This window comes from Pseudonocardia humida (assembly GCF_023898865.1).
Taxonomy (GTDB): Bacteria; Actinomycetota; Actinomycetes; order Mycobacteriales; family Pseudonocardiaceae; genus Pseudonocardia; species Pseudonocardia humida.
Genome location: NZ_JAGSOV010000023.1, coordinates 26,050 through 38,615, shown reverse-complemented (window position 1 = coordinate 38,615; position 12,566 = coordinate 26,050). Strand labels below are relative to the sequence as shown.

Below are 12,566 nucleotides of genomic sequence, written 5' to 3'. Positions count from 1 at the left end.
CACTTACGATCTGTAACGTGACCCGCCGGTAGGCTCGGCGAAAGCGGCTGATCATTTCATCGGAAAGGTCGGGAGCATGCGCGCACGGATAGCGGCACTGGCGCTGCTGGTGGTCGGGGCCCTGGCGCTGACGGTCGCCATCGCGCTGCCGGCGTTCCTCGCGCCCGCGCTGGTCAAGCTCCCGCTCGACCAGAAGGTCCGGTCCACGGCCATCGGCCACGGCCTGACCGTCTTCTACCCCGGCGACCTGGAGCAGCGCAGCGGCGTCACCGCCACCTCGGTCCGCAAACTCGCGGGCGACCCGGCCGCGCCGGAGGCCGGCCCGGACACCGCCGTCTGGACCGTCGGCAACGTGGTGACCGACAGCGAGGGGGTGCTGATCGGGGTGACCGAGATGACGTCCTGCCTCGACCGGCGCACCGGGCTCGCGGTGTCCCCGTGCGCGTCCGCGCGGCTCAACGGCGACAACCGGGTCACGTACGCGGGCCAGGTGTTCAGCTTCCCCTTCGGCACCGAGCAGCGCGACTACGAATTCTTCGACCCCAACGCGAAGGCCGCGTTCCCGGCGCGTTTCGTCGGCGTCGAGGAGATCGAGGGCCTGGAGGTCTACCGCTTCGAGGAGACGATCCCGGAGACGGTCACCATGACCCGGGAGCTGCCCGGCGAGCTCGCCGGCGGCGAGGAGGGCACGACCGTCGAGGCCGATGCGGTCTACAGCAACACCCGCACGCTCTGGATCGAGCCGACGGTCGGCAGCATCGTCAACGGCCAGGAGGACATCCGGCAGGTGTTCCGCGGCCCGGACGGCGAGGAGGGCGTCACCCTGCTCGCCGGCACGCTCAGCTTCACCCCGGAGGCCGTCGCCTCCAACGCCGCGCTCGCCCGCGACGGCCGCGCCCTGATCATCCTGCTCACCACGACCCTCCCGATCGTGCTCGGCGTCGTGGGGCTGGTCCTGCTGGCGGGCGGGGTGTTCCTGCTGGTGCGGCGCACCGGCCGGCCCGACCCGGCGACGGTGCGGTTCCCCCGGGTCGACGCCGAGCCGCGGGCCGCGCAGCGCGGCTGACCGGAGCCCGACCGCGGGCGACCCCGCGACACGACAGGAGCGCGCGTGATCCTCGACCGGTTCTCCGTCCGCGACCGCGTCGCGATCGTCACCGGCGCCGGCCGCGGCATCGGCGCCGCGACCGCGCTCGCGCTGGCCGAAGCGGGCGCCGACGTCGTCCTGTCGGCCCGCACCGCGTCGGAGCTGGCGCAGGTGGCGGCGCGGGTCGAGGCGCTGGGCAGGCGGGCGGTGGTGGTGCCCGCCGACCTGCGCGACCTCGACGCGGTGGCCGCGCTGGCCACGACCGCGACCACGCGCCTGGGCCGGCTCGACATCGTGGTCAACAACGTCGGGGGCACCTTCCCGAAGGCGCTGCTCGACACCGACGCCGGCTACCTCGAGAAGGCGTTCCACTTCAACGTCACCACCGCCCACGAGCTGGTGCGGGCCGCGGTGCCGGCCATGCTCGATGCCGGCGGCGGGGCCGTGGTCTCCATCAGCTCGGTGATGGGGCGGGTCGCCGGGCGCGGCTACCTCGCCTACGGCACGGCCAAGGCCGCGCTCGCGCACTACACCCGCCTCGCCGCCCGCGACCTGTGCCCGGCGATCCGGGTCAACGCCGTCGCGGTCGGTTCGGTGCGCACATCGGCGCTGGAGCTCGTGCTGTCCGACGAGGCCACCCGGGCCCGGATGGAGGCGGGCACCCCGCTCGGCGTCATCGGCGACGCCGAGGACGTCGCCGCCGCCGTGCTCTACCTCGCCTCGCCGGCCGGCCGGTACGTGACCGGCAAGGTGCTGGAGGTCGACGGCGGCCTCGACCAGCCCAACCTCGACCTCGGCCTCCCCGACCTGACCGGGGCGCCGTGAACCGGGAGGCCCCCCGTGCCCGGCCGTGGCGCTGACCAGGGGCCCGGCCGCGGGCGCCCGGCCCGACCCCGGCGCCGCGCCGAGGTCGGCCCATGGGACGGCGAGGCCGACGTGGTGGTCGTCGGGTACGGGGTGGCCGGGGCGAGCGCGGCCGCCGAGGCCGCCGCGCACGGCGCCGACGTGCTGGTGCTCGAGCACACCGGGGGCTGGGGCGGCGCGGCCGCGATGGCCGGCGGGTTCATCTACCTCGGCGGCGGCACCGCGCTGCAGCGGGCCTGCGGGTTCACCGACACCCCGGAGGCCATGCACGCGTACCTGAGCGCCGCGATGGGCGCCGGGGCGGACGCCGACAAGCTCGCGCTCTACGCCGAGCGCAGCGTCGAGCACTTCGACTGGCTGGTCGACTGCGGGGTGCCCTTCCGCGCCGCCTTCTTCGACCGGCCCGGCTGGGAGCCCGACGCCGACCAGGGCCTGATGTACTCCGGCGGGGAGAACGCCCACCCGTTCGCCGAGCTGGTCCCGCCCGCCCCGCGCGGGCACCTGCCGCGGATGGCCGACAAGCGCACCGGCGAGCGCGGCGGCGGCTGGATGCTGATGCGCCCGCTGGTCGCCACGGCCGAGGCCCGGGGGGTGCGGGTGCGCTACGACACCCGGTTCGAGGCGCTCGTCGTGGAGCCCGACGGGCGGGTGGGCGGCGTGGTGGCCCGCCACTACGGCGCGGAGATCGCCGTTCGCGCCCGGCGGGCGGTGGTGCTGGCCACCGGTAGCTTCGCCTACGACCCCGCGATGGTGGCCCGGCACGTGCCGCTGCTGGTCGGGCGCCCGGGCGCGGCCGTCGAGCAGCACGACGGCCAGGGCCTGCGCGCCGCCCAGGCCGTCGGCGCCGACGTCGCGCACCTGCACGCCTGCGAGGCCGCGCTGCTCGCCGATCCCGGCCTGATGGCGCGCGGCATCGTCGTCGACGCCCTGGGCCGCCGGGTGATCAACGAGGACACCTACCCCGGGCGGATCGGGCACGCGCTGCTGTCCCACCACGGCAGCCAGGGCTTCGTGCTCGCCGACGAGGAGGCGGTGGACGCGGCCCGGGCCGACGCCGGCCCGCTGGCGTTCCTGATCCCGCCGCGACCGACGTGGGTCGGCGACGACGTCGACCAGCTGGAGCGCGAGTCCGGCATCCCGTGCGGCGCGCTGGCCGCCACCCTGGCGCTCTACAACCGCCACGCCGAGCGCGGCGAGGACCCGGTGCACCACAAGGCCGCCCGCTGGGTCCGCCCGCTGCGCGCCCCGTGGGGCCTGTTCGACGTGCGGGGCCACACCGCGGGCTTCCCGCTCGGCGGGCTGCGCACCGACGTCGACGGCGCGGTGCTCGACGTCGACTCCGCGCCGATCCCGGGGCTGCGTGCCGCGGGCCGGGTCGCCGCGGGCCTCTCGGCGGGCGGCTACGCCAGCGGGATCTCCCTGGGCGAGGGCGGTTTCTTCGGCCGTCGGGCCGGGCGGGCCGCGGCCCGCGACGGGGCCGGCTGAGCTCCGCGCAGGCGCGAGTCAGGCGTGCGTGCCGCCGTCGATGCGGATGCCGGTGCCGGTGATGAAGCGGCCGTCGTCGGAGACGAGCATGGCCACCACCGAGGCGACCACGCCCGGGTCGGCCATGCCCCGCCCGAGCAGCGGCATCAGCCGGCCGAACAGGGCCCAGTCGACGTCGGCGGGCAGGTCGCCCGCCGTGGCGCGGGTGATGCCGCTGTCGATGCTGCCCGGCTGCAGGGCGACCGCCCGCAGCCCCTGCTTGGCGTACTCGACGGCGAGCGCGTGGGTGAAGGCGTCGATCCCGCCCTTGCTCGCCGCGTAGGCCGCCATGTACGGGTGCCCGAAAGCGGCCGACGTCGAGCTGAAGTTGACCACCACACCGCGGGCGTCGAGCAGGGCGGGCAGCGCGGCCCGGGTGGTGAGGAACGTCCCGGTCAGGTTGACCGCGATGATCCGCTCCCAGCTGTCGAGCCCGAACTCGTGGGTGTGCCCGGTGCGCAGGATGCCGGCTGCGTTGACCAGCGCGTCGAGCCCGCCCGACCGGGTGAGCACCGCCGCGGTCGTGGCCGCCACCGCCGCCTCGTCGGACACGTCGAGCTGCTCGGTGCTCAGCCGGTCGCCGGCCCCGGCCGCCGCGGCGAGCTCGGCGGTCTCCTTCAGCCCGGCCTCGGCGACGTCGGCACCGCAGACGGTGGCGCCCTCGTCGAGCAGGCGCAGCACGCAGGCCCGCCCGATCCCGGACGCGGCGCCGGTGACCAGGACCCGGCGCCCGTCGAGCCTGCCGCTCACACCTGCCTGCCCGCGAAGTCCCAGCGGTGCCCCCAGTAGCTGTCGGCGGTGATCTCCTCGGCCGAGTAGTGCTCGTCGTCGACGAGGGCGCCGTCGCAGCCGACCTCCAGGTCCCAGCCGCCGGGGGTGCGCACGTAGAACGACACCATCTTGTCGTTGGTGTGGCGCCCCAGCGACGACGACAGGTGGTAGCGCTTGGCCGTCAGCCGGTCGAGCGCCCGGCCGACCTCGTCGAGCGTCTCGCACTCGACCATGATGTGGACCAGCGCCGGCGGCTTCAGCCCGGGCGAGGGCATGATCGCCAGGCTGTGGTGGCGGGGGTTGACGCCCATGAACCGCAGCCGGATCGGCCCGTACTCCGGCGGGGCGGGCAGCCGGAACGCGCCGCGGCTGCGGAAGCCGAGGGTGTCGGTGTAGAAGTCGAACGCGCCGTCGATGTCGTCGACCGGGACGACGACGTGGCCCAGGCCGAGCTCCCCTGCGACGAACCGGTTGCCGAACGGTGTGGCCAGCGGGGAGTGGTCCAGCGCGGCGCCGTGGAAGACCTCGGTCGGGGTGGCGCCGGGCGCCTCGAACGCGAACCCGGCCTCGATGCGCCGGACGCCGGTCTCCTCGGTGGTCAGCGCCTTGGCCGCGAGCCCGGCGCCCTCGACCGCGGCGTGCACCCGGGCCAGCGCGGCCCGGTCGCCGACCTCCCAGCCGACGGCCTCGACCCGGTCCTCGTCGCCGGGCAGGATCACCAGCCGCGCCGGCCGCTCGTCGATCCGGAGGTAGAGCGCCCCCTCCTCGGGGCCCTCGCCGAGCGCGAAGCCGATGACCTCGCCGGCGAACTCCTTCCAGGCGGTCATGTCGGTGGCGCGCACCCGGACGTACCCGAGTGCCCGGACGTCGCCGCTCATCGCTCGACCTCGCAGAGCTCGGTCGGCGCTTCGCGCGGGCGTGGTGTTGATGATTCGCGCGCAAGCTCGCTCATCGCATCTCCTCCGTGGGGGCCTCGCGGCCGAGGAACTCCAGCACCACCCGCTCGAACTCGACCTGGCGCTCCAGCATGGCCCAGTGCCCGCAGCCGCCGAAGACGTGCAGCTCCGCGTCGCGGATGGCGCGCAGCGGGTGCAGCGCGGTCTCCAGCGGGGTCACCCGGTCGTCGCGGCCGTAGGTGAGCAGCGTCGGCTGCCGGATCTCGCCCAGCCGCGCCCAGACCGGCACCCCGCGCACCCGGCCGGACCGCATCGCGGCCATCGCCGCGCGGTAGAAGTCGCGGACGAAGTCGGTGCCCCCGGGCGCCGACGCGGCGCGCCAGCGCTCATCGATGCGCTCCTCGGTGAGGAAGCGCTGGTCGCCGACCATCGCCCGCATCCAGTCGACCAACCGCTCGCGGGTCGGGTCCTCGCAGAACCGGACCAGCAGCCGGATGCCCTCGGTGGGCTGGGGGGCCAGCAGCGGCGGGGCGATGCCGCCCGGCCCCATCAGCACGAGCCTGCGGACCCGGTCGGGGTGCTCCAGCACCAGCTCGACGGCCACCGATCCGCCCAGCGAGTTGCCCACCACGTCGACGCGGTCGAGCCCCTCGGCGTCGAGCACCCGCAGCGCCGCCTCCGCGGCGGTGCGCAGGTACGGGGTGGACAGGTCGGGTCGGTGGCTCGCGCCGAAACCGGGCTGGTCGGGGACGACGACGGTGAAGTCGCGGGAGAAGGCGGGCAGGTTGGCCCCGAAGTTCGCCCAGCCGCTGACCCCGGGGCCGGAACCGTGCAGCAGCAGCAGGCCGGGCCCCTCGCCCGCCCGGTGGTAGTGCAGGTGCTCGGGCCCCTCCAGGGTGCGGCCGGTGGCGTCGCGGTCGAGCCCCGACCCGGTGGTGGTGGTCATCGCGCCTCCGGCGTCAGGTCATCATGCGCTGGTGCGGGGCGAGCTCCACGCCCATCCCGACCAGCGCCGCGGTGTGGTAGGGCGCGCCGGGGACGTGGATCGCGTGGTGCAGCCCGGCGTGCGAGTCGCGCCAGAAGCGCTGCATCGGCTTGTCCAGGCGCAGCGCGTTGCCCCCGGAGCGGGCGAAGACTTGGTCGCCTGCCTGCACCGCCCGCCAGGCGCAGCGGGTCTGGTTGCGCCGGATGACCGCGCGCTGCTCGAAGCCGACCGGCTTGCCCGCCTCGGCCAGGTCGTAGGCCTGGGAGATGCCGTCGAGCAGCTGGGTGCGCGCTGCGGCGATCTCGGCCGCCGCCTCGCCGATCGCGTAGAGCGTGTACGGGTCCTCCTTGACCCGGGTGCCGGTGGCCATCACGCGGTCGCGCTGGTAGTCGTAGTGCTCGCGCAGCAGGCCCTCGGTGATGCCGATGACCGCGGCGGTGATCCCCAGCGGGAACATCGACCAGAACGGCAGCCGGTAGACCGTGTCGGTGCGCCCGGCGCGCTCCGCGGCCAGCTCGCCCTCGGCGACCTCGTCGGCGCTGATGGTCCGGTAGTCGGGGACGAAGGCGCCGCCGACGACGACGTCCTTGCTGCCGGTGCCGGACAGGCCCACGACGTTCCAGGAGTCGTCGACGATCGTGTAGTCGCTGCGGGGGAGCACGACGTGCAGCACGCGCGGCGGGCGCAGCGGCCTGCCCCGCTCGTCGCCGACCGCGGCCCCGAGGAAGATCCAGTCGCAGTGGTCGGTGCCCGAGGAGAACTGCCAGTGCCCGGTCAGGACGTAGCCGCCTTCAGTGGGGACGGCGACCCCGCTGGGCATGTACGGCGAGGCGATCCAGGTGTCCGGGTCGACGCCCCAGACCTCCTCCTGCAGCCGCCGGTCGCACAGCGCCATCTCCCACGGGTGCAGCCCGCCGACCCCGCACACCCAGCCCGTCGACCCGCAGTGCGCGGCGACGGCCATGACCGCCTCGGCGAAGTCGCGCGGGTGCGCGGCGAACCCGCCGAAGTCCTTGGGTTGCAGCAGGCGCATGACGCCCGCCTCCTTGACCACGGCAACCGACTCGGCCGACAGCTTGCCCAGGCGCTCGGTCTCGGCGGCGGCCGCGGCCAGGCGGGGGGCCAGGGCCTCCACCTGGTGCACGACTTCGTGCGTCATCGGTGCCTCCCGGGCGACCCGCGGTCCGATGGTGCGCCCCCGCGAGATCCCTGCCGTCGCGGGCGGCGCGACCGACGTTAGGGATCCGCCGACGGCCAACCCACCGGCGCTCCCACTGACCGGGAGGCCGGATGGCCCGGCCCGATGGCGGCTCCCTAGCGTCGACCCGTGACCACCACCCCCGAGGAGGCCGGCGTCACCGCGGCCCACGGGGGCTACCGGCTGCGGGTGCGCGAGGTCGTCGTCGAGACCGCGGACGCGCGCTCGGTCGTGCTGGAGGTCCCCGCCGAGCACGCCGAGCGCTTCGGCTACGCCCCCGGCCAGTTCCTCACCGTCCGCGTGCCCGGCAGCAGCGGGCGCGCCGCGGCCCGCTGCTACTCGCTGGCCGGTGTCCCCGGCCTGGACGAGCACCTCACCGTCACCGTCAAGCGGGTGGTGGGCGGGGCGGTGTCGAACTGGATCTGCGACCACCTCGAACCCGGCCACGAGCTGGAGGCGCTGCCGCCCGCGGGCCGGTTCACCCCCCGCTCCCTGGACGCCGACCTGCTGCTGTTCGCCGCGGGCAGCGGCATCACCCCGATCATGTCGATCGCCCGCTCGGTGCTGGAGCGCGGCACCGGGTCGGTGGTGCTGGTCTACGCCAACCGCGACGAGCGATCGGTGATCTTCGCGGCCCGGCTGCGCGAGCTGGCCGACCGGTACCCCGACCGGTTCGACGTGCGGCACCTGCTGGAGAGCCTGGAAGGGCTGCCCACCGCCGCCCGGCTACGCGCGCTCGCCGCGCCGCACGCCGGCCGGGAGGCGTTCCTGTGCGGCCCGGCACCGTTCATGGACGCCGTGTCCGCCGCCCTCGCCGAGGTGGGTGTGCCGCGGGAGCGGGTGGTCGTCGAGCGGTACCTGTCGCTGTCCGGCGACCCGTTCAGCGCCGAGCCCGCGACCGCCGACCCCGGCCCCGCCCCTGACTCGGTGCGGTTGACGGTCACCCTGGACGGGGAGCGCCACGAGCTGGCCTGGCCGCGCACCACCCCCCTGCTCGACCTGCTGCGCGGGGCGGGGTTGGCCGCGCCGTTCTCCTGCCGGGAGGGCAGGTGCAGCTCCTGCTCCTGCCGGGTCGGCTCCGGCGAGGTCGCCATGACCCGCAACGAGGTCCTGGAGCAGGAGGACCTCGACGAGGGCTGGGTGCTGGCCTGCCAGTCGCTCCCGGTGACCGACGAGGTCGAGATCACCTACGACGAGTGATCCGGTGCAGCCAGTAGCTGCCGAAGCGCTTGCGCACGTCCCACACGCGCACGGTCTCGTCCGCACCGCTGGAGACGATGGCTTCGTGTCCCCGGACGACGACGAACGCGACGTTCTGCACCGTTCCCGTGTGGCCCGTCAGAGGACTGCCGAGGGCGTCTCCGGTCCGGAGGTCCCAGACCCGGACGGCGTTGTCCTCTCCGCCGGAGATGATCACCTGCTGGTCGGCGAGCTCGCCGATCGCGAGGGTGTGGACCGGGCCGGACCCGCGAAGGCCGGCCGGGAACCGCGGCTCGCCGGTGTCCAGGTCCCAGGCTCGGATCACCCCGTCACTCCCGCCCGACACGACGGTGACCCGCCCCCCCGATCCGTGCGGTCGCCAGCGCGAGCACGCGGCCGTCGTGGGCGTGCAGCGGTTGCCGGGCGACCTCGCCGTCGGTGCCCCAGAACCTGATGAAGCCCCCCGAGTCGCCGGTCAGGATGGCCGTCCGACCATCGAGGTCCGCCGTGGCCAGCGCGTAGACCGCCGCCGCGCCGGTGTCGATCACCGGTCCGGCTGGTTCGCCGCCGGGCACCCCGCGCATGCGGACAGCGCTGTCTGACCCGCCCGAAATGACCACGGGTCGACCATCGATGCGTGCGGTGGCCACGGCCCGGACGTAGCTCGGGTGCACGGTGATGGGATCCCCGACTTGAGCGCCGGTCGCCACGTTCCAGGTGCGTACGCTCCGGTCGCTGCCCCCGGTCACCACGATCGGCCCCTGGTCGCCGTGGGCGGCAGCGGCGCAGTAGATACCACCGATGTCGTTCGTCAACGGCCCGCCGATCCGCTCACCGGTCCACAGGTCCCAGGTACTGACCGCATCGGTCTCGCTGCGGGGGACCGACGCCGCGGCGAGGACGACCGATCTTCCGTCGACCGTGGCAGCGGCGATCGTCTGGCCGGGTAGGACGTGTTCGACCAGGCCACCGTCGTCCAATGCGGAGACGGTGGTCAGCGCGACTCCGACGAGCACGGTGATCACAACGAACCGGCGGCGTGTCACCCTGGTGAGGAGGCCCGTCGGTACGCGCGCGACCGCGATCGCCGGCGATGGGACGGGCTCGGGCTCGTCCCGCGCCGAGAGGCCGCCGGATAGGGGTCGCTCGGCCGGTGGGGGTCGGCTCCGAGGGGAACGGTCGGGGCGGGCGGGCAGGTCGAGCTTCCTGATGATGAGGTCGCCGAACTGCTCCGGTGTCTGGGTGCGCAGATCTTGCCAGGCGACGGTCGGCAGGACTCCGGGAACGCTGGTGTCGTCGAATCTGGCCGGAAGGACGTACTCCTGGCTAGCGGCTAGAGCCCTGCTCTGCGCGCTCTTGCGCTCGTGGTTCGGCCAGACCTTCTCGGCGTAGTGCTCGGAGATAAACATGACGCAGAACCGCGCTGAGTGTTCGTAGACCTCCGACAGGTGCTCGTAGAGGTCTTTGCCCCACAGGGAAGCCGGTTCGTACCCGTCGTAGAAGACGCGGACGTCGTGCTCCCGCAGGTGCGCCGCCACGGCCTCGACGTATTCACGATCTTCTCCGGCGTACGACAGCGCTACGTCGTATTGCCGGCTTTCCGGCGACCCGCCCGACACCGCGGAAGTGTAGCCAGTGACCGGGATGCGGTTGACGAGTCCCCGTGTGCGGTGCCGCGTCCATTCGTCGATCGTGAATACCGGGCCTCGCGGTTCGATCTGGGGTTGTGCGGGTGGGCGCGGAAGGTGGTCGGGCTCAGCCAACCGGTCGGGCGGCAGCGTGCGCCGCTTCGCTCATCGCGACCGCCGCCCGGTAGGCGAACACCATCCCGGACCCGAGCGGGACGCCCGGCCCGGGGTAGACGTGCCCGGCGACCGAGGCCGCGGAGTTGCCCGCCGCGTACAGGCCGGGGATCGCCCGGCCGTCGGTGGCGAGCACCCGGCCGCAGGGGTCGATGCGGGCGCCGCCCTTGGTGCCGAGGTCGCCGAGCACGATCCGCACGGCGTGCAGCGGGCCCTGCTCCAGGGCGACCAGCGCGGGGTTGGGACCGGTGCCGGTGGCGAAGAAGCGGTCGTAGTCGTCCTCGCCGCGGTGGAAGTCGGCGTCGGTGCCGGAGGCGGCGAAACCGTTGAACCGCTCGACGGTCTCGTGCAGGGCCGTGGGTGGCACGCCGATCGCCGCGGCCAGCTCCCGCGCGGTGCCCGCGCTGCGCCACAGGCCCGCGGCCCGGAACTCGTCGGGGTCGGGCAGCGGCTGGCAGATGCCGGGCACGCTCGGCGTGCGGGAGTCGAACACCCACCAGAACGCGGTGCCCGGCCCGTGCCGGCGGATCCGGTCGTGCAGGAGGTGCCCCATCCGGTCGTAGGGCAGCGACTCGTTGCCGAAGCGCCTGCCGTCGGGGTCGACGAAGATCCCGCCGTGCAGGCCGAGGGTGAACGCGGCGCGGCCGTTCGGGAACAGCGTCGCCGGGCACCACCAGGCCTCGTCGAGCAGGTCGACCTCCGCCCCGACGGCCTGCAGCGCGGCCAGCGCGTCGCCGGTGTTCGAGCCGGGGGCGGCGGAGGTCCAGTCGGCCCCGGGCAGCCCGTGCAGCTCGCGGCGCCGCGCCGGGTCGCCCTCGTACCCGCCCGCCGCCACCAGCACCCCGACCCGGGCGTCCACCCGCGCGGAGCCGTCCGGGCCGACCCGCACGCCGCGCACCCGCCCGTCGGTCACGGCCAGCGAGTGCAGCGCGGTGCCGGTGCGGATCTCGGCGCCGCCGGTCCGGTCCAGGGCCAGCAGCAGCCGCCCGACCAGCGACTGGCCGCCGAACAGGGTGCTGCGCGTGACGCGCTTGCCGAACTGGTCGGCGGCGATCGTCGGGCGCAGCAGGCCGAGCCGGTCGCCGAGGCGGTCGCCGCGCAGGGGGAGCGGGCAGATCCCGCGCCCCGTCGGCAGGCCCCGGCCCGGGGCGTCGAAGTAGTCCGGGAAGGGCAGCACCTCGAACTCGACGTCGGGGTCGCGCTCCAGGAACTCGACGAGCTCCGGCCCGGTCCGCACGTAGGCCTCCTGCTGCGCGGCGGGCGTGCGGTCGCCGACGGTGTGGCGCAGGTAGCGCAGGCCGTCCTCGACGGTATCGGGCACCCCCGCCCGGCGCAGCACGCCGTTGCCCGGCAGCCAGATCGTCGCGCCCGAGTAGGCGCTGGTCCCGCCGAGGTGCCCGGTCTTCTCCAGCACCAGCACCCGCAGCCCCCGCGCCGCCGCGGTGTAGGCCCCGGTCAGGGCGGCGGCGCCGGACCCGACGACCACCACATCGACGACATCGACGGCCTCGGTGTCCGGCATGGCAGGGACGCTAACCAGCTGCGAGCGCCCCGGGTACGGCCCGTTCCGCTGAGCAGGACGGGCCGCTACTCCGGGTCGAACGCGGCGTAGCCGTCGAGGAAGATCGACGCGCAGTCGGCGGCGAGCCGCTCGACGGTGTACGGGCCCTCAGGCCGGTACCAGCGCACCGACAGCCACACCGCGTCGCGGACGAAGCGGTAGAACACCCGCGGGTCGATGTCGTCGCGGAACGAGCCGTCCGCGCGGCCGTCCTCGATCACCGACAGCCAGGTCTGCTGCACCTCGGCCGCGGCCGCCTTGACCGCCTCGTACTGCGGCAGCTCGCGGATGTAGCTCATCTCGTTCTGGTAGACGACCGTGGCGCTCGGCTCGCTCTCCGCCACCCGCAGCGACGCGGCGATGAGCTGCTCGAGGCGCTCGCGGGGGGTGCGGTCGACGGCCATGACCTCGCGGTAGCGGCTCAGCAGCAGGTCGAGGTAGGCGGTCACGACCTCGTTGACGATCGCGTCCTTGGACGGGAAGTGGTGGTAGAGGCTGCCCGAGAGCACGCCCACCTCGTCGGCGATCTGGCGCACCGTCGTGGAGGCCACGCCCTGGCGGGCGAACAGGTCGGCCGAGCACCGCAGGATCGCGGTGCGGCGGTCCCCCTGCACGGCCACGGACGCTCCCGGTCGACGGTGTTGCCAAGCGCTTGCTCGTCGCCGAGGCTACACGGGC

12 protein-coding genes are annotated in these 12,566 nt (G+C 74.6%); 4 read left to right on the top strand and 8 right to left on the bottom strand.

What is annotated here, in order from left to right:
• The first annotated feature begins 76 nt into the window (after nucleotides 1–76).
• The 3 genes from pgfA to KDL28_RS10805 are packed head-to-tail and all read left to right on the top strand — an operon-like array spanning nucleotide 77 to nucleotide 3,436.
• Nucleotides 77–1,066, top strand: a complete 990-nt coding sequence (gene pgfA / locus KDL28_RS10815) for a cell envelope lipid trafficking protein PgfA (RefSeq protein WP_252437374.1) — start codon at nucleotides 77–79, stop codon at nucleotides 1,064–1,066.
• Between the two features lie 45 nt (nucleotides 1,067–1,111).
• Nucleotides 1,112–1,912 carry an SDR family oxidoreductase gene (locus tag KDL28_RS10810; RefSeq protein ID WP_252437373.1) on the top strand — a complete coding sequence of 267 codons (801 nt, stop codon included), beginning with the start codon at nucleotides 1,112–1,114 and terminating at the stop codon, nucleotides 1,910–1,912.
• A gap of 15 nt (nucleotides 1,913–1,927) precedes the next feature.
• Nucleotides 1,928–3,436 carry an FAD-dependent oxidoreductase gene (locus KDL28_RS10805; protein WP_252437371.1) on the top strand — a complete coding sequence of 503 codons (1,509 nt, stop codon included), beginning with the start codon at nucleotides 1,928–1,930 and terminating at the stop codon, nucleotides 3,434–3,436.
• Between the two features lie 18 nt (nucleotides 3,437–3,454).
• Here KDL28_RS10805 and KDL28_RS10800 read toward each other — a convergent pair whose 3' ends face one another.
• The 4 genes from KDL28_RS10800 to KDL28_RS10785 form a co-directional block, all read right to left on the bottom strand.
• Nucleotides 3,455–4,225 (bottom strand): SDR family NAD(P)-dependent oxidoreductase, encoded by a 771-nt coding sequence (locus KDL28_RS10800; protein ID WP_252437370.1) that lies wholly within the window; start codon nucleotides 4,223–4,225, stop codon nucleotides 3,455–3,457.
• Complete coding sequence (locus tag KDL28_RS10795; protein ID WP_252437368.1) at nucleotides 4,222–5,124, bottom strand: VOC family protein; 903 nt, start codon at nucleotides 5,122–5,124, stop codon at nucleotides 4,222–4,224. Before KDL28_RS10795 ends, KDL28_RS10800 begins: the two co-directional genes overlap by 4 nt.
• A 70-nt stretch (nucleotides 5,125–5,194) precedes the next feature.
• A complete protein-coding gene (locus KDL28_RS10790) occupies nucleotides 5,195–6,088 on the bottom strand; it encodes an alpha/beta fold hydrolase (protein WP_252437366.1) in 894 nt (297 codons plus the stop codon).
• Between the two features lie 13 nt (nucleotides 6,089–6,101).
• Entirely contained in the window at nucleotides 6,102–7,286 is a 1,185-nt protein-coding gene (locus tag KDL28_RS10785; protein WP_252437365.1) for an acyl-CoA dehydrogenase family protein, read from the bottom strand.
• A 168-nt stretch (nucleotides 7,287–7,454) separates the two neighbouring features.
• Between KDL28_RS10785 and KDL28_RS10780 the strand changes: the two genes are divergently transcribed.
• Entirely contained in the window at nucleotides 7,455–8,525 is a 1,071-nt protein-coding gene (locus tag KDL28_RS10780; RefSeq protein ID WP_252437363.1) for a ferredoxin--NADP reductase, read from the top strand.
• Here the strand turns inward: KDL28_RS10780 and KDL28_RS41450 are convergent.
• The 4 genes from KDL28_RS41450 to KDL28_RS10760 form a co-directional block, all read right to left on the bottom strand.
• The gene (locus tag KDL28_RS41450) at nucleotides 8,509–8,850 is read right to left on the bottom strand and encodes a WD40 repeat domain-containing protein (RefSeq protein ID WP_252437361.1); all 342 of its coding nucleotides are present in this window, start codon (nucleotides 8,848–8,850) and stop codon (nucleotides 8,509–8,511) included. The two genes, KDL28_RS10780 and KDL28_RS41450, sit on opposite strands and share 17 nt — an antisense overlap.
• A gap of 4 nt (nucleotides 8,851–8,854) precedes the next feature.
• A complete protein-coding gene (locus tag KDL28_RS10770) occupies nucleotides 8,855–10,144 on the bottom strand; it encodes a TIR domain-containing protein (protein WP_252437360.1) in 1,290 nt (429 codons plus the stop codon).
• Between the two features lie 136 nt (nucleotides 10,145–10,280).
• A complete protein-coding gene (locus KDL28_RS10765) occupies nucleotides 10,281–11,849 on the bottom strand; it encodes an FAD-dependent oxidoreductase (protein ID WP_252437358.1) in 1,569 nt (522 codons plus the stop codon).
• 65 nt (nucleotides 11,850–11,914) lie between these two features.
• Nucleotides 11,915–12,508 carry a TetR/AcrR family transcriptional regulator gene (locus KDL28_RS10760; RefSeq protein WP_252437356.1) on the bottom strand — a complete coding sequence of 198 codons (594 nt, stop codon included), beginning with the start codon at nucleotides 12,506–12,508 and terminating at the stop codon, nucleotides 11,915–11,917.
• Nucleotides 12,509–12,566 lie beyond the last annotated feature (58 nt).

Coding starts and splice junctions, on each gene's coding strand:
- KDL28_RS10790 (WP_252437366.1), bottom strand. CDS start 6,088: ATGACCACCACCACCGGGTCGGGGCTCGACCGCGACGCCACCGGCCGC.
- KDL28_RS10765 (WP_252437358.1), bottom strand. CDS start 11,849: ATGCCGGACACCGAGGCCGTCGATGTCGTCGATGTGGTGGTCGTCGGG.
- KDL28_RS10785 (WP_252437365.1), bottom strand. CDS start 7,286: ATGACGCACGAAGTCGTGCACCAGGTGGAGGCCCTGGCCCCCCGCCTG.
- KDL28_RS10795 (WP_252437368.1), bottom strand. CDS start 5,124: ATGAGCGGCGACGTCCGGGCACTCGGGTACGTCCGGGTGCGCGCCACC.
- pgfA (WP_252437374.1), top strand. CDS start 77: ATGCGCGCACGGATAGCGGCACTGGCGCTGCTGGTGGTCGGGGCCCTG.